Here is a 16,993-nt window from a genome sequence, read left to right on the forward strand (position 1 = left end):
AATGACTCTACTCAATATCCTGGCGCAAGTTGACCAATCTATTGAAGCATATCGCTTGTTCGACATTAAGTTGATCAATGTGGAAGATTTTACAGAACTGATTGTGCGGCTTCTTTTAAATATGGCGGTTATCATCGTTATTGTCGCCGGGTTGTATGCAAGAAATAGTAAACGTCGGGATTTCTTTTTTAGTTTTATTGCTATTAGCATCGTCATCTTTTTACTGTGCTTTTTGCTCGAAAGTGTGAAAATGGAACTAGGCTTTGCCTTTGGGCTTTTTGCTATATTTGGAATTATTCGCTACCGGACAGATCCGATCCCCATAAAAGAAATGACATACTTATTTGTCATTATTGCCATTTCAGTTATTAATGCTCTTGCTAATAAGAAAATTAGCCATGCCGAATTAGTATTCACCAACCTGGTGATTATTGCTGGATTGTGGGGCTTAGAAAAGGTACTTCACCTAAAACAAGAACTATCTCAACTCGTTATTTATGAGAAGATTGAAAATCTACAGGCAGACAAAAAGGAGGTTTTGTTAGCTGATTTAAAGGATCGTACAGGAATTGATGTAAAGCATTATGAAGTAAAAAAGATTGACTTTATGCGAGATATATGCTACATCAACATTTTTTATGATGCACATCATGATTATAAAATTCGCGGTTAATGACGAAAAAGGAAATTAGTCTATTTGTTCTCTTGTTATTGTCTACAGCAACCTTTGCTCAGGAAAAGCCTGCGATGTGGTTTGAATTGGAGTTTAAGAAGGAAGTTACCTCAAAATTAGATTTTGAGCTAGTACCAGAGTATCGCCTTTCGCCTGAACTTGAATGGGATGAATATTTTATTGAAGCTGGTATCCAATATGAACTGTTCAAATTTTTGAAAGTTGGTGGAGCGTATCGATTTTATCAGGAAAATAAGAAAAAGAATGATGAGACCGGGCATCGTTATATTTTTGACGTCAAACCTGAATTGGAAATCGATCGTTTTGAATTGCAGTGGCGTATTCGATATATCAGCTATTTTAAATCAGAAGATGTTGAGGAGCCAAAACCCTATCTGAGGTATCGTTTAAAAGTAAAATACAATATAAAAAAGTCTGATTTTGAGCCCTATGTCCATATAGAAACTTATCAGGATTTGAATAAAGATGATTTTACCAAAATTCGATATACGGGCGGGGTAAATTACGAAATTACTAACAGGCAAAGTGTTAGCCTGTTTTATCGGTATCAGGATTTTTGGGAGAAGGAGGAGGTATTGCATATTGTCGGATTCGGGTATAGCCTGGAACTTTAGTTAATAAACCTTAATCTAAACCTAGTTGAAAGCATGAATTCGGACAACTTATTTCTGAAATTTGCACAGCTGTTGTTCTTGATTATTACTCAACTTATTGGAAATGCACAGCGTAAAAAAATAGTGATTCGATCAGATATTGCGGTGTAACAATTTAAAAAGATAAGTTTATTTCCTACGATTGATACCCCATAGTTTACCCTTCATCCTGAAAAATATAGCGAACCCATTGACTGGGAGGTTTTTGAAAGTTCGGGGAATGTCTATTATACCTCAGATGGCTCTGATCCTGGAGAAGGGTATACCGGTAGCGTTTCCATAATTCTATTTCGTATCAGGAGTGTTTATTTATCAAATTCATATCTGTAATTACAACTACGTCGATAAAATTATTCGAAACTAATTTTATTGAGAATTTTAAAAGTAAAAAAAAAACATGTACATTTATTTTGTAAACGTTTTCATTTTTAACACTTGCCTTCAGAACCAATTAAATAGTTGTGGAATGCTAATGAAGCTTTTCGGGAGATGTTAAAAGTTATTGTCCAAAGATTTAAGTTATCTTTGGCAAAATTAAATAAGACACTTATTTCAATATGGGGAGCCTAAACGATGTTGCAAAAAAGGCTGGGGTTTCAATTGCTACTGTATCCCGGGTTATTAATAATGGATCGAATGTAAATGAAGTTACTCGAGCAAGAGTATTAAACGCAATTAAGGAGCTTCGGTATCAGCCCAGTCGCGTTGCTAAAAGACTCCGATCAAAGAGTGTGTCAAGCAACCTAATTGGAGTACTTATCCCTGATATTCAAAACCCCTTTTATGTTGATGTGCTTCGTGGTATCGAAGATGTTACCTACGAAAATAACTATGCACTGATCATGTGTAACTTTCAACAGGATGAGAAGAAAGAAAAGTTGTACCTGGATATTTTGCAATCTGAATCGATTGATGGATTGATTGCGGCACCAGCCCATGAAAAAGATGCTAAGGTAATCAGTTTAGTGAAAGAAGGATTGCCAATTGTTTGTTTCGACCGCGGACTTCAGGGAGTTGATGTTGATGTGGTGTTGGTGAATAATCGCGAGGGAGCTTTTAAAGCGGTAGATTATTTGGCGAAGGCCGGATATAAGCGTATTGCTGCTATATCTGGTTTGGAGCACTTGCCTTCTAGTCAATTGCGCGACAAGGGTTATCGTGAGGCGTTGGAAGAAAACGGACTTTCATTTGATCCAAAATTGATTAGGCATGGAGACTCGAAACACGAAAGTGCGGTGCGTCTTTGCGACGAGTTATTGAGCTCCGAAAATCCTCCAGACGCTATATTCACAGGGAATAACCTGATTACTCTTGGTGCCTTGGAAACCATTCATAAACGGAAACTGAAGATCCCTGAAGATATTGCGATTGTTGGTTTTGATGATATGTATTGGTCAATATCGTTAAACCCGCCTTTAACTGCTGTTTATCAGCCTGCCTATGAAATAGGCAGACGATGTGCCGAGCTGTTGATTCAACGTATCAAAGATCCTCAACGTCCTTCTATCCAAATGATTTTGAATACACAATTAATGATTCGAAGTTCTTGCTGATCTGGCGAGTTAAGGCATGATTTAAGAGAACCGATATTGTTTTTCTTAAAATTACACTAGCTTTTTTTTAGTAAAGTAATCGATTGTTAATATTAATTTGGACATTTGATTTTTAAAACCAAAATCAATTCCAAATGATACGAAAATCTTTTGTCGTCCTCCTTGTTATTTTTCTATCCCGTTTAATAATTAGTTGTTGTAACTGTAGTAACGAAACCATTGATTTTGATTTCGATGCTATCGAAATCACGAATCTGGATAATTCAGGAGTTTACCTCACAGAGCTTGAGGGAAATACAATGAAACGAGCTGCAGTGTCATTTAGAGTTACAGTATTGTCGGAGGAATATATTTATGCTGATTTGGATGGGATGAGTAACTGGGGGTTTTCTTCATCTTATGCGATGGAATGCGATTGTTATCCATTTTTCAAACCGAACCAATATATTGAAAGTATTAATATTGTTACGCAATTTGATATTTCTGAGACGATCAAAGAAAATACGCTTGTCAATGATCTTTTTCGTGGAAAGCAAGCTGCAAGCCGAAGCGTTCAGGTGGAGGACTACAAGACGCTTGAAGAGATTATCGTAGAGCTTCCTAAAAATGAAGAAAGTATTGATTCTCAAATTGATTTCGAGTTGTTTTGTATCCAAGCTATTGATAATGAATCTGCTCAGTTTGAAATAGAAATTGTTTTTAACGACGGACTGATCTTAACAACTTCCACTAATCAAATTCATTTACAATGAGAAGTTATCTCGTTCAAAAACGAAATTGGAGGCTAGTACTTTTTTTATGGCTTTGCTCGTTAAATCTCTCGGCGCAGGAAAAAATAATTCGCAATCTGGAACTATCATTTTCCTTAGGTTTGGCTGATTATAATGCCGACAGTCTGTCCAATAAAGAGCACGTGGATTGGGCCAATTATATTGGAGAGGAAGATTTTGCTGAAGCCGTCATTGTAAAATGGGGAGCCCGGTTCGATCTGTTCAAAAATTGGAAAGCTGATATGGCTTTAACCATGCAAGATGATTTTTTGCCGCTTAATTTGAAGCTGTCTCTTCAATATTTTCCTTTGAAATGGATTGGAGTACATGGTGGGTTTAAAACATTTCATACTGATGTGGATAATGGGAAACAGTATTTTAGAATAACGCAACCTGATTTGATCTACTACTTTTCTGACTATGAGTACACGACTTTAAATAACGTTTCGTATTATGCGGGGCCGGTTTTTAACTTAGCTTTTGGTCCTGTGTCGTGGCGAACAACCATAAATGCAGGTTTTACCCGTCGCCCTGGTTTTGATGATCATTTTGAATATAAGTTGCGTGACAACAATAAGCAAGTGAGAGTAGATTTTTCGGCAGATCCGGGATTTGATTTTATGTGGGGGGCAAACTCCCTCTTACAACTCGATTGCTGCTCCTTTGGAAAAACAAAACTTGGACTACAGGTTCGGACTGATTTTCATTTTAGCGATCTTAAAATTGACTATCGTCAACGAGAACTTGATTGGTTGGGGAATATAGCAGAGCAGGAGGTTGAGGGAGATCCTCGTGAGTTTAGTTGGGTAGAAGCAGATGCCGGGGTATTCCTTCGTTTCTGATTAGCTATTAAAAAACAGAGATGGCACCTTTTGAAAAAATGCCATCTCTCTCGATTATAGTTGGATGTTATAGTTCGTTAAATTCATAAACTTCACCTTTTTGCGTTTCCTGTTCAATCATTTTATCTCCGTATTTTAAGCGCAATGGTTTGCCGGCAGCCGATTTCACATGAACTGTTTGAAGTTGTCCATCTTTCCAGGAGAAACTCAGTTCAAAACCGTTTCGGGCTCTTAACCCTGATATTTTTCCTTCAGACCAATCGCTGGGTAGTGCTGGCAATAAATGAATGTACCCCTGATGGCTTTGCATCAACATTTCAGCAATTCCTGCAGCTCCTCCAAAGTTGCCATCAATCTGAAACGGAGGATGCGCATCAAACAGGTTGGGGTAGGAGCCTCCTGATGATTCCCGTTCGGGGTCAATGGCTGAGCTGAGTAGCATTTGAATCATCGTGTTGGCATGATCGCCATCTAAAAAGCGAGCCCAAAAGTTTATTTTCCAAGCCAAACTCCAACCGGTGCCGGCATCGCCCCGGTAAATCAACGACTGGCGTGCTGCTTTCATCAATTCAGGTGTCTCATCCCAGGTAAACTCACTTCCCGGGTGAACGCCCCACAAATGAGAAACATGTCGATGATGATTGGTTGTGTCATCAATATCTTCCATCCATTCCTGTAGCTGTCCGTATTGTCCAACCTGATAGGGGGCAATATGGTCGAGCTTATCTTTTACAAGCTTGGCAAAATCATGATCAGTGTCTAATATTTTTGAACTTTCAATGACAATTTTAAACAGCGAGCGGATAATTTCATGATCCATGGTTGGTCCGGCAACTAATCCACCATTTTCGGGTGAGTTTGAAGGGGTACTGATCAAAAAACCAGTTTCCGGGTCTTCAACTAAAAAATCGACAAAAAACTGCGCGGCTCCTTTAATTTGCGGATAAGCTTCGTCTTTTAAAAATTCCTTGTCTTGAGAGTATAAATAGTGCTCCCACAAATGATGACAAAGCCAGGCCCCTCCGGTAACCCAAATTCCATGGTTCGAGTTGTTGATGGGAGCAGTTCCCCGCCATTGGTCCGTATTGTGATGGTGCACCCAGCCATTGGCTCCATAGTGGGCTTTAGCTGTTTTGCTGCCTTGCTCCGACACTTCATCAATTAGCTTGAATAAGGTGTTGTGGCATTCTGCAATGTTTAATGGTTCAACCGGCCAGAAATTCATTTCGCAATTGATGTTGGTGGTGTATTTACTGCCCCATGCCGGATAGATTTTGTCATTCCAAATTCCTTGTAGGTTTGGAGGATTGGTACCGTCACGCCCCGAAGAAAGCATGAGATAGCGGGCATACTGCACATAGGTGGCTGCCAAGTCCTGGTCAGCTTCGTTTTTAATATTGAAAATGCGTTCGTCAGTTGGCTGTTGTCGTTTTTCTTTTCCGCCAAACTCAATGCTAAAACGATCGAAAAGAGGTTTGTAGTCTGCTAGATGTGCCTCTTTAATTGTCTCGTATGTTTTTGATGTTGCACTCGCTAAATAGTCGTTGCAGCGAGTTTCCGGATCAGCCGAAATGTCTTGATAGCTTTTATAGTTGGTTGCAGCAACTAGTTTTAGCGTAGCTTCGTTGGCATTAGTAACCGTAATTCCATTATCGGTCGTGGTTACCTGTCCGCTTTCTGTCGAAATGCTTAACAAGGCTGTTCCTTTCATTTCGCCATCTTCTACTTTTAACGAGAAGCCAATGGTGTTGTCGTCTACTTTGAAGAATGAGTGAATCGGGTGCTCGGTTTCAAAAGTAGCTTTAAATGAAATTTTGCCTTTCTGATCAGCTGAAAGTTTAACCGCGATCAATTCGTCAGGATGACTGGCGAGGAATTCACGTTTGTAAGTAACTCCTTCTACTTCATAAGTAACATTTGCCAGAGCATTCTGAAGATCCAGATTTCGCCTGAAATTTGTAAACTGGTCATGTCCGTCAAATGCGATTTTGATATCTCCAAATGGTTGATAGTCGGCCTGATATTGTGGGTAGAATGGAGGATCTTCATCAATTACATTGTATTTCCAATCGCCTTCAATAAAAATTGAATCGCTCTTTAGCCCTTTTGGCAGCAGGTGCATTTTTTTTGAGCCGGTACGGACGGCATTAAAACCACCTGTTGAGACGTAGTTATTGATTAAAACAGCAATAACATTTTTGCCTTTCTTGACCAGATTACCCGGAATCGTATATGTGCGGTTGGTATTACTTTCATCCATTGAGCCAACCTGTTGACCATTAAAATAGGTGAAATCCTGATCCTTAATTTTCCCGAGATTAATGACTAGCTTTTTCCCTTTCCAATTTTCGGGAACATCAATTGTCTTTCTGAAAAGTACCGAGCCGTTCATGTCGGGCAAGCCCTTTCGTTCCCATACACTTTTGTAGTCAATCAGCATGGTTTCCCATTCCGAATCATCAAAAGTAGCTTGAAAAGCTGTTTGTACTTTGGGGAGGTTGAGCAGGCTATCTGCCCAAAGTTTCTTTTTCTCTGGGAAATCTTCTTCGTATGCCTGTTTTCCCATAAAAACTTTGTTGGCGAGTTTTTCAGCTGCGTCTTGTTTTCCGTCGAATAGTAATTGGCGAATTTCACTGAGATACTTGTTGGCATCTTCCCGGTAGTAGGTTCTGGGCATGCAATCCCAAAGCGTTTCCTCGTTGAACTGGATATGCTCTTCAGAAGGGATTCCATAAACCATTGCACCAAGGCGTCCATTCCCAATAGGAAGCGCTTCTTCCCATATTTGTGCAGGCTTGTTATACCACAGCTCCAGTGTTTCTTCCTGTTCTTGTTGCCTACAGGCCGGAAAAATAAAAGCTCCACAGAGAATAAAAATCAGAGAATAATTGAATGCTACGTTTTTCATGGTTCTTTGGTTGATAAACAAATAAGCTTTTAACAATCGGATGAATTGCTAAAAGCTTATTTTTATTTGGTGTATGAGCTTTGATTTTGAAGCCTCATTTAATGAATACTATAAAATAAACAATCAAGAGGGCGCATCCCCTAGCCGATTGTTAGATTTTCTTATTTGTCTAATTCAACTGCTGCTAAAATAAATGGACCAACTCCTTTGCAGTCGTTTTTAACAATGGTTTCGGTGGTGTAATACTCGTAACTTCCATCGCGATAGGGATTGCCTCCCAGCCCACAACTACCGCAAATGTTTACCATGCTGGGCAGTCCATCTTCATCTTCAATAATAAAGGTTTCAACCATATCGTCAAAAGCTTCGCTGGCAATATCGAAGTACTTGTTGTCCAAATAACCCTTGTTGGCACCTTTGGCCATTGCATAAATATACATGGCAGTTCCCGATCCTTCCAGGTAATTTCCTTCACGATTTCCTTGGTCGAGTACCTGATACCACACGCCACTTTCCTCATCTCGAACCTGAAGCAGGGCATCGATTGTGTTTTTCAATATTTCGATCAGGTCAGCACGATCCGGATGATCTTCAGGCAGGTCGTCCAAAACATCAACAATGGCCATAACATACCATCCCATGGCACGACTCCAAAAGTGAGGAGAAAGCCCCGTTTCCGGATCAGCCCATTTTTGCTCCTTACTTTCATCCCAGGCATGATACAGCAGTCCGGTTTTTGGGTCGCGTGTTTTTTCATACACCAGCTCAATTTCGTGCGTGGCAACATCATACCACTTAGGAGCGTCAAATTCACGAGCATACATGCTTAAAAAGGGCATGCCCATGTAAACTCCATCCAACCATATTTGCGACGGATAGCGCTTTTTATGCCAATAGCCACCACTCTTTGTTTTTGGATGGTTTTCCATTTGGGTGATAAACTGCCCCAATGCTTTCTTGTATTTTTCTTCGCCAGTCTTTTTGTACAGAATGATCAGGTTTTTGGCCGGATTGATCAGGTCAATATTGTACTTTTCCATGCTGTATCGTGGAATAGTACCATCTTTTTCTACCATTTGGTCGATGTAGGCTTCCATGTAATCAGAATACTTGGGATCTTTATCTCCAAGTTTGTTGATGGCCATTCCAAGCAAGGCTACGTCATACGACCAGCCCATTCGGGTACGACCATTGTAATAACCTAAACTATCGTTTCTCTGCATAACGGCATCAGCCATTTTTACACTCCATTTTTCTTGAGCTGCTTCTGTTTGTTGCTTGTTTGTATTTGCGCTACAGCTGCTTAGAATTGCAACGATGGCAATAAAAATTAAATGTTTCATCTATTTTATCTTTTAGCTTGATTATTCTGTTATGTTGAAATTCGCGTCCTTTGATTTTATAACTTTATTCGTCACATTAACCAGTTCATTGTTTTTAAGGTATATGGCTTTTGTCTTTTCTCCATCTAATTGAAGAAAAACATCAGTCGGATATGTCTGGAAGCAATTGTAAATAAATGAGTTCTGAACGTCAGTCAGTTTTATGACAGGGATTCCATTTTTAGGAGTGTCGGTTTTTACATTATCGATAATTAGGTTTTTCGAATCTGTTGCCATTACGGATGGCCCATCCTGTGTGTCAACTTTTACATTATGAAATTCAATATTCTCCGCATCTTCAATTGAGAATCCTTTTTCTCCTTTTAGTTGAATGTCGTTGAATGTTATGTCTTTAATTTTTAGCTCATCAAGACCTAGTAAAAATCCAGCTTGATAGGCTTCGCCGGTGATGTTGCTAAAGTGAATGTTCCGGAATGAGGGGGTTCTTTCTGAAACCGGTTCATCTGCCGTTTTTGAGTAAAACATATTGAGTTTAATCGCTTCTTTGCGAATTCCTTTCATGATGATATTGCTTACCCTGATGTCTTCAACCACTCCGCCACGTCCGCGAGTCGATTTGATTCGAATACCCCGGTCTGTACCTTCGAACACGCAGTTGGAAATTGTTACTTTTTTTACTCCGCCTGACATTTCACTACCAATGACGACAGCACCATGTCCATTTAGCATCGTACAGTTCGTAATGGTAATATTTTCACAGGGCGTATTCATTTTTCTCCCTGCCCGATCTTTGCCCGATTTTATGGTAATACAGTCGTCGCCCACCGAAATATGGCAGTCGGAGATATGAACATTTCGGCATGATTCCGGGTTGATGCCATCCGTATTCGGAGAATCCGGATTGTTTATGGTTACATTTGTTACGGTTACATTATCACAAAACTGTGGATTTACCGTCCAAAAAGGGGAGTTGGTAATGGTTATTCCTTCAATCAGCACATTTTTACAGTACATAGGCTGGATAAATGGAGGACGAAGAAAACCACGTTCGATCATTCCCGGTTCATCGGGGTACAGTATTTCTTCATTTTGCTTGGCAAACTCTTGCTGCCACTCCGATTTGAAGTCTTTGGGTTGCGAATAAAGCCAGTGGTGATAGTCCCACCATTTTTTTCCTTGACCATCAATCTTACCTCGTCCGGTAATTGTAATGTTTTCGGCTTCGAATGCGTAAAAAAGAGGTGAAAAATTAACCACATCAATACCTTCCCAGCGAGATTGTACCATGGGTAAATAGTCATTGAAATCGTCAGAAAATTTCAATGTTGCTCCTGCCTCTAAATGGATCGTAATATTGCTTTTTAACACGATTGGGCCGGTTAAATATTCACCTGCCGGGAAATAAATTGTTCCTCCACCTTCCTTACAGGCAAGTTCAATTGTGTGATCAATGATATCAGTTATTTTTTGTTTCCCTTGATTGGTCGCCCCATGATCAAGGATGTTGAAGCTGTTTTGAGCAATAGCTGAGAACCCTATGGCAATGGTAAATAACGTAAGTAATAGTTTGTACTTTGCTTGATTTGCGATCATAGTTCGTCGATTCGTTTTTATCAATATTAATTAGTCTGATTTTTAGCAGCCTGAGAAGGAGATAGAATGATTCATAAGACTTCATTTTGTCGTTCAGACTGATTTTATAAGACAAATATAAATGTAAAAAATATAAAAACAATGAAAACGATTACACATTTATTGATGCTGTGTGTATTGATTTTTACAAAGTCGCGGCTGGTTGTTGTTGGCGAGGTGATGTTAATATAATATCCTAAAGCTTATTTTTAGTTTAGTTGAATTGCTGTCTGGGATGTGGCTAATGTTTTTATAATGAGTATTATATATGAGCGTTTGTGCTGGTTTTATTGAAGGGGAAATAAACGCGTTTTGAATAGTATTCTTAACTGAAAATTTTTGAAAGATATGTATCCTTATGGTGAACTCACAGGTGAGATCTGACAATTTGTTCAGGATTGATTTAATTATTACTAATTAATCGTTGAAATTTAGATGTGTTCTTAACATCCAGTGTTTGAGATGCATGTGTCGAGCTTGCTATGCTTGTCAATAGTTGGATTTGCATAAAATTAAAAAAAGGTATAAATTGCGCTGTAAACGTTTACATAATGGGATTGCAAGCTTTTTTAACTGGTGCTATTTCAGGGGTTTGACGCTGTGGACGTTGCTAACTCGTGATTTTTTTTAAGGGTTAATAATTGAATAGAGGCGCTAATGGTAGGTGTGCCTATTCATCGCCGAACATAAATTAAAAATGAATAGAATTTTACTTCAACAACCGTCAAGCATTGTGTTTGGCGAAGATAGTCTTGGAAAGTTTACGGAAGACTATTTAAATATGAAACATAAATCGTTATACCTGTTGACAATTAGTCCGGTAGTGCCCTTGTTGGGCGATTTATTAAAGACTTTTGAAAAAGAAGGAATCCGGGTTCAAATCAACACCGGAATAGAAGGAGAGCCTTCATTTCGTGATTTTGAAAAGGTTCTGTTAGAAGCTCGAAACTTTGGCGCCGATAGCGTGGTTGGAATTGGAGGTGGAAGTGTTTTGGATGTCGCAAAGTTTTTAGCAGCAATGCTGAAAAATGACCAAAATATATCAGACGTTATAGGAATAGGCTTGCTCAAGGAGCGAAAAACTTATTTGGCCTGTTTGCCAACCACCAGTGGTACTGGAAGCGAAGTTTCTCCAAACGCGATATTTCTTGATGAAAAAGATGGTGGCAAAAAAGGCGTAATCAGTCCGTTCCTTGTGCCCGATGGCGCATATATCGATCCAGCCTTAACAGTTGGAGTTCCGCCGGCTGTTACTGCAGCAACCGGTATCGATGCGTTGACACACTGTTTAGAGGCATACGTTAATCGTTTTGCTCATCCAATGGTTGATTTGTGGGCATTGGAAGGAATCCGGTTAATCAGTCAAAATTTGGAGAGCGCTTGTAAAGACGGTAACGATATAGACGCTCGCGCGGCAGTTGCTTTAGGAAGTGTATATGGCGGAATGTGCCTGGGGCCGGTTAACACGGCAGCAGTGCATGCGTTGGCGTATCCGTTGGGAAGCATCTACGACGTTCCGCACGGGTTGTCAAATGCACTGATGTTGCCTTATGTGATGGAGTACAACATGCCTGAGGGCAACGAACGTTTGGCCGGAGTAGCAAAAGCTTTGGGCGTTACTCAGTCCGGAGCTGACTCGGAACTGGCTCAGTCCGGAGTGTTAAAGATTAAAGAATTGATTGCTGCCTGCGGTTTGCCAGGTCGGCTATCCGAAATTAACATCAAAAAGGAAGACATTAAAAAGATGGCAGATGCAGCTATTTTGGTTCAACGTCTTTTAAATAATAATGTAAAGGAACTAACAATAGAGGACATTGTTTCGATCTACAAAAAAGCATATTAACGAATGAAACCTGGAAAAAAATACCATGGAGTAATTGTGCCAATGATTACTCCATTTAAAGAAGATAATACAATTGATGGAGAGTCGGTTGGGCGCATTGTTGGGCTACTCAAGAGTGCTGGTGTGTATCCATTTATTTTAGGAACTACCGGAGAGGCTCCGTCTATTTCGGATGAGCAGAAAGACCGAATGGTTGCTGAGACTGTAAAATACGCTGGTGCAGGTTGTCTGGTGTATGCGGGTATTTCATCCAATTGCTTTGAAGAGTCGGTAACAATGGCTCGGAAATACCATGGAATGGGAGTTGATGTTGTTGTTGCAACGCTTCCGGCTTACTATCCGATGAACAATCAGCAGATGGTGAATTATTTCACGGATTTAGCTGATCAGGTACCTTGTCCTTTGATTATTTATAACATGCCGGCAACGGTCAAAATTTCAATCCCGTTAGAGGTTCTTGATCAATTAAGCAAGCATCCTAACATTGTTGGAACAAAGGATTCGGAGCGAGATCTGGAACGCTTAGATCGTTCTATTGAATTGTGGAAAGATCGACCGGATTTTGTCCACCTTTTAGGTTGGGCTGCTCAATCGGCTTACGCTTTAAAAAAAGGATCCGATGGCATTGTTCCAAGCACCGGCAATTTTGTGCCGGAACTTTATCAAGATCTATACCTGTCGAACTTGGAAGGCAAGTTTGAACGAGCGGACGAACTGCAACGGCAGACAAACGATTTGTCATTGCTTTATCAAAAGGACCGAATTTTAAGCCAATCAATTCCAGCCTTAAAGTCAATTCTGGCTGTAATGGGAATTTGCGGAACTCAGGTTTTGCCACCAATGTATCGTTTACACGATGAAACAGTATTTCAGAATAATATAAAAGAAGAATTACAAAAATTAGAAATTATTCAGCTCAATGAGTAACTTAAATAATCTACCCATTTTGGCAATTACAATGGGCGACCCGGCAGGAGTTGGTCCGGAGATTGCTGTTAAGACCTTTGCGAATCAGCAAACCTATGAAATTTGCAAACCTTTGTTGGTTGGCAATACCAGTATTTTGAAGAAGGCGATCAATTTGTTACAATCCGAACTTCAGATTAATAGTGTTGACGATGTTGATCAAGCTCGCTTTCTGCATGGAACGATCGATATTTTTAATTTAGACGTTGAAGATCCTGATGCGATAGAATTTGGAGTTGTTTCTGCTGTGGCGGGTGATCTGGCTTTTCGCACTGTTAAGCAGGCCATTGACCTGGCACTTGCCAAAAAGGTTGATGGCACGGTTACCGGACCAATCCACAAAGGAGCGATTCATGCGGCGGGTCATCACTTTTCGGGACACACCGAAATTTATGCACACTACACAAACACTTCTAAATACGCCATGTTGCTGGCCGAAGAAGACCTTCGGGTGATTCATGTGAGCACCCACGTTTCGTTGCGTCAGGCCTGCGATAATGTAAAAAAAGACCGCGTTGTTGAGGTGATTCACCTGCTAAATGACAGCCTGAAAAAGCTCGGAATTGAAAATCCGAAAATTGGAGTAGCAGGATTAAATCCTCATTCGAGCGACGACGGATTATTTGGATACGAAGAAAAGGAAGAGATTGAGCCAGCCTTGAAAGAAGTTCAAGCCGAAGGAATTGATGCCGAAGGACCTGTGCCGCCGGATACCCTTTTTGCTTTGGCTACGGGAGGAAAATTCGATGGTTGTGTGGCTATGTATCATGATCAGGGACACATCCCCTTTAAAGTTGTTGGTTTTAATTGGGATAAGGAAAAAAAGGTCATGAAAAGTGTGAAAGGAGTGAATATTACGTTGGGACTTCCAATCATCCGTACATCGGTAGATCATGGAACTGCCTTTGAAATAGCCGGAAAAGGAGTCGCTAGTCCGGATGCACTTTTATTAGCCATACAATATGCCACAAGACTACATCAGTCGAACTAATAAATATAAAGATGATAGCTGTTATAGCAGATGATTTTACAGGAGCCGCAGAGATTGGGGGAATTGGGTTAAGGCACGGATTGAGGGTAATGATTGAAACGAGTGTGGAGAAGGTTGACGATATTGATTTATTAATCATCGCTACAAACACCAGATCATTAAATGAGGAAGAAGCATCCAAAGAGATTGATAAAATTGTAAAGAAGCTGTTGATGCTTGAACCGACTTTCATTTTTAAGAAGTTAGATTCAGTACTGCGGGGGAATGTTAACGCAGAACTACATGCTCAAATGAAAGCTTCTGGCAAGGATCTTGCGATTGTTGTTGCTGGAAACCCTTATTTCAAACGAATTATTAAAAACGGAATTTACTATATCGAAGATATTCCTTTAGCTGAAACCTCGTTCGGGAATGATCCGGAGTATTCAATCCATTCATCATCAGTTGTTGATTTGTTGAGTAGTACTTATTTAGTTGCGAAGTCGGCAAGGCCAACGGACGAATTACCGAAAAGCGGATTAATAATTGGCGACATAACAAATGATGTTGAAATGAAGAAATGGAGTCATCGTCTTGACAATAATATGGTGGTTGCAGGAGGAGCAGGCTTTTTTGATTCGCTCTTGTGTGGTATTTTTGGCGTTGAAGAAACCAACCACACAGGTAGGGATTATACGTTTGGGAGACGGTCACTCTTTGTGTTCGGAAGTGCTTACCCAAAACCCCCGGATATGGATGGGCTTACATTAAACAATAATATCTCGGTTATTAATATGCCTGATGAAATTTTCAATAATGCCAATTACGATTCCCAATGTATGCAGACCTGGATTGCAAACGTTGTTGATGCGTTGAAAACAAATAAAAATGTTTTCGTATCCATAAAGCATAAGTTTTGTGATGAGGAAGGATTATCCGTTCGTCTCACAAAAATGATTGGTGAATTAGTCGCAGGAGTTATCAAATCAGTTGAGCTGAATGATCTTTTTATTGAAGGCGGAGCAACTGCTTCAGCGGTTTTCAACTATTTAGAAATTAATAGATTGGTGCCTTTTGGGGAGTTGGAACCCGGAATTATCCAAATGAATCCTGTTAAATATCCAAATTTAAAAGTAACCACCAAGCCGGGAAGTTATAAATGGCCAAAAAATAAAATTCACTTTATAAAAACTAACAACTAATCAATGCAACCTACTACTTCTATTCACCTAATCGACTATATCATCATTGTACTAACTCTTGTTGTTTCAGTTGGAGTTGGAGTTCGTTTTGCGAGACAGCAAAAAAGCACTGGCAAGTATTTTACGGGGGGAGGAACACTGCCTTCATGGGCCATTGGGATGTCAATCCTCGCCACTTTAATCAGTAGCATCACCTTTTTAGCCTATCCGGGTGAAGGATACGGTTCAAACTGGATCAGGCTGGTGCAAGGATTAATGGTGCCCATTGTATTAGTTTTCGCCATTGGCTTTATTGTGCCTTTATTCCGGCATGTAATACGCTTGAGCGCCTACGAGTATTTTGAACGACGCTTTGGCTTTTTTGCACGGCTATACAGCTCCCTGGGGTTTATCTTGACACACTTTGCAAAAATGGGAACTGTTTTTTATATCATTTCACTTGCATTGGGAAAGATGATTGGGATGGATACGGTTACGATTATTTGGATAATCGGAATTGCAGTGATTATATTGACCATGCTTGGCGGAATTGAAGCAGTTATCTGGTTGGATGTGATCCAGGGATTTATGCTAATTTTTGGAGGAATTGTGACGCTGATTATTTTGCTGTTCAGTACTGACGGAGGGCCGTCTGAAATTTGGTCGGTAGCGATGGAAAACGGACGAATTGGTTTTGGCCCATTTGACTGGGATTTTGTCAACCTTACATTTTGGGTAATGGCACTAAACGGTATTTTTTATGCCATTCAGAAATATGGAACTGATCAAACGATCGTGCAACGGTATTTAACGGCAAAGTCAGACAAGGAAGCGATCAAGGCGTCATTAATCGGTGTTTTGCTCAGTGTGCCGGTCTGGGCGTTATTCATGTTCATCGGAACGGCTCTGTTTTCTTATTATCAAATATCGCAAGATGTTTTGCCGGAGGGAATTAAAAATGATGCGGTCTTTCCAATTTTCATTGTATCTAAGTTGCCGGTTGGTGTAGTTGGTTTAATTATATCGGCATTAATTGCAGCGGCAGTTTCCAGCTTAGACTCAGATTTAAATTGTTTATCTGCAATTGTTTTAGAGGATTACTACCTTCGGTTTCGTCCAAAGAGTTCTGAAAAAGAACAGGTATTGTTGAGTAAAATCTTTATTGTTCTTGCAGGTCTTGGTGCGATTGGAGTAGCCTTGTTTTACGTTCATGCGGGCGGCAAAGGAGTGCTGGGTATAATTTTCACTTTGTATGCGATATTCTCAGGAGGAATTGCAGGAATGTTTCTACTCGGAATTTTTTCAAAAATACCCAACAAGCAAGGGCTTTACTTTGGAATTGGAGCCAGTGTATTATTTACGGCCTACGCTTTGTTAACATCTACGCCAATCGGAGCTGCCAGTGGAAAAGAGTCTTTGTTAATTGACTTGGGCGCTTTCAATTTCACCCAACACAAATACATGATTGGGGTTTATAGTCATGTGGTATTGTTTGTGGTTGCTTTTATTGCAAGTTTCTTCTTTAAGTCGAAAGAAATTGATGACCGCTTAACGTACAAAGGGTGGTTGAAATACAAACGAACAAATGCGGCTTAAGCTTGCGGCATTGGTTTTGTATTGAATCTGATCATAACGAAT

General features: G+C 40.0%; 13 protein-coding genes. 10 read left to right on the top strand and 3 right to left on the bottom strand.

The genetic code is table 11. The annotated features are described in order from the left end of the window. Position 1: 1 nt before the first annotated feature. From GR929_RS12450 to GR929_RS12470, 5 genes are all read left to right on the top strand, one after another. The gene (locus GR929_RS12450; protein ID WP_159520274.1) at positions 2 to 673 is read left to right on the top strand and encodes a DUF4956 domain-containing protein; all 672 of its coding nucleotides are present in this window, start codon (positions 2 to 4) and stop codon (positions 671 to 673) included. Then, entirely contained in the window at positions 673 to 1,308 is a 636-nt protein-coding gene (locus GR929_RS12455) for a DUF2490 domain-containing protein (RefSeq protein ID WP_159520276.1), read from the top strand. Before GR929_RS12450 ends, GR929_RS12455 begins: the two co-directional genes overlap by 1 nt. Before the next feature lie 596 nt (positions 1,309 to 1,904). After that, positions 1,905 to 2,900, top strand: coding sequence for a LacI family DNA-binding transcriptional regulator (locus tag GR929_RS12460; RefSeq protein WP_159520278.1), 996 nt, complete (start codon positions 1,905 to 1,907; stop codon positions 2,898 to 2,900). Between the two features lie 134 nt (positions 2,901 to 3,034). Continuing rightward, the gene (locus GR929_RS12465) at positions 3,035 to 3,652 is read left to right on the top strand and encodes a hypothetical protein (protein ID WP_159520280.1); all 618 of its coding nucleotides are present in this window, start codon (positions 3,035 to 3,037) and stop codon (positions 3,650 to 3,652) included. Then, positions 3,649 to 4,512, top strand: coding sequence for a hypothetical protein (locus GR929_RS12470; protein ID WP_159520282.1), 864 nt, complete (start codon positions 3,649 to 3,651; stop codon positions 4,510 to 4,512). Before GR929_RS12465 ends, GR929_RS12470 begins: the two co-directional genes overlap by 4 nt. Positions 4,513 to 4,579: 67 nt before the next feature. On the opposite strand, the gene GR929_RS12475 is transcribed toward GR929_RS12470, so the two are convergent. The 3 genes from GR929_RS12475 to GR929_RS12485 all read right to left on the bottom strand — a co-directional run bounded on the left by GR929_RS12475 (position 4,580) and on the right by GR929_RS12485 (position 10,356). Next, positions 4,580 to 7,420, bottom strand: coding sequence for a glycoside hydrolase family 95 protein (locus tag GR929_RS12475; protein ID WP_159520284.1), 2,841 nt, complete (start codon positions 7,418 to 7,420; stop codon positions 4,580 to 4,582). A gap of 161 nt (positions 7,421 to 7,581) precedes the next feature. Further along, the gene (locus tag GR929_RS12480) at positions 7,582 to 8,763 is read right to left on the bottom strand and encodes a glycoside hydrolase family 88/105 protein (RefSeq protein WP_159520286.1); all 1,182 of its coding nucleotides are present in this window, start codon (positions 8,761 to 8,763) and stop codon (positions 7,582 to 7,584) included. Positions 8,764 to 8,784: 21 nt separating this feature from the next. Continuing rightward, positions 8,785 to 10,356 (bottom strand): glycoside hydrolase family 28 protein, encoded by a 1,572-nt coding sequence (locus GR929_RS12485; protein WP_159520288.1) that lies wholly within the window; start codon positions 10,354 to 10,356, stop codon positions 8,785 to 8,787. 736 nt (positions 10,357 to 11,092) lie between these two features. Here GR929_RS12485 and GR929_RS12490 point away from each other — a divergent pair. The 5 genes from GR929_RS12490 to GR929_RS12510 are packed head-to-tail and all read left to right on the top strand — an operon-like array spanning position 11,093 to position 16,951. Beyond that, positions 11,093 to 12,238 (top strand): iron-containing alcohol dehydrogenase, encoded by a 1,146-nt coding sequence (locus tag GR929_RS12490; protein WP_159520290.1) that lies wholly within the window; start codon positions 11,093 to 11,095, stop codon positions 12,236 to 12,238. A gap of 3 nt (positions 12,239 to 12,241) precedes the next feature. After that, positions 12,242 to 13,165, top strand: coding sequence for a dihydrodipicolinate synthase family protein (locus GR929_RS12495; protein ID WP_159520292.1), 924 nt, complete (start codon positions 12,242 to 12,244; stop codon positions 13,163 to 13,165). Continuing rightward, a complete protein-coding gene (pdxA, locus tag GR929_RS12500) occupies positions 13,158 to 14,195 on the top strand; it encodes a 4-hydroxythreonine-4-phosphate dehydrogenase PdxA (RefSeq protein ID WP_201300998.1) in 1,038 nt (345 codons plus the stop codon). The genes GR929_RS12495 and pdxA overlap by 8 nt, the downstream gene beginning before the upstream one ends. Positions 14,196 to 14,206: 11 nt before the next feature. Then, a complete protein-coding gene (locus GR929_RS12505) occupies positions 14,207 to 15,376 on the top strand; it encodes a four-carbon acid sugar kinase family protein (RefSeq protein ID WP_159520294.1) in 1,170 nt (389 codons plus the stop codon). Between the two features lie 3 nt (positions 15,377 to 15,379). Beyond that, positions 15,380 to 16,951 carry a sodium:solute symporter gene (locus GR929_RS12510; protein ID WP_159520296.1) on the top strand — a complete coding sequence of 524 codons (1,572 nt, stop codon included), beginning with the start codon at positions 15,380 to 15,382 and terminating at the stop codon, positions 16,949 to 16,951. The last annotated feature ends 42 nt before the right edge of the window (positions 16,952 to 16,993 follow it).

The sequence above is a fragment of the Sunxiuqinia indica genome (assembly GCF_009847015.1).
Lineage (GTDB): Bacteria > Bacteroidota > Bacteroidia > Bacteroidales > Prolixibacteraceae > Sunxiuqinia > Sunxiuqinia indica.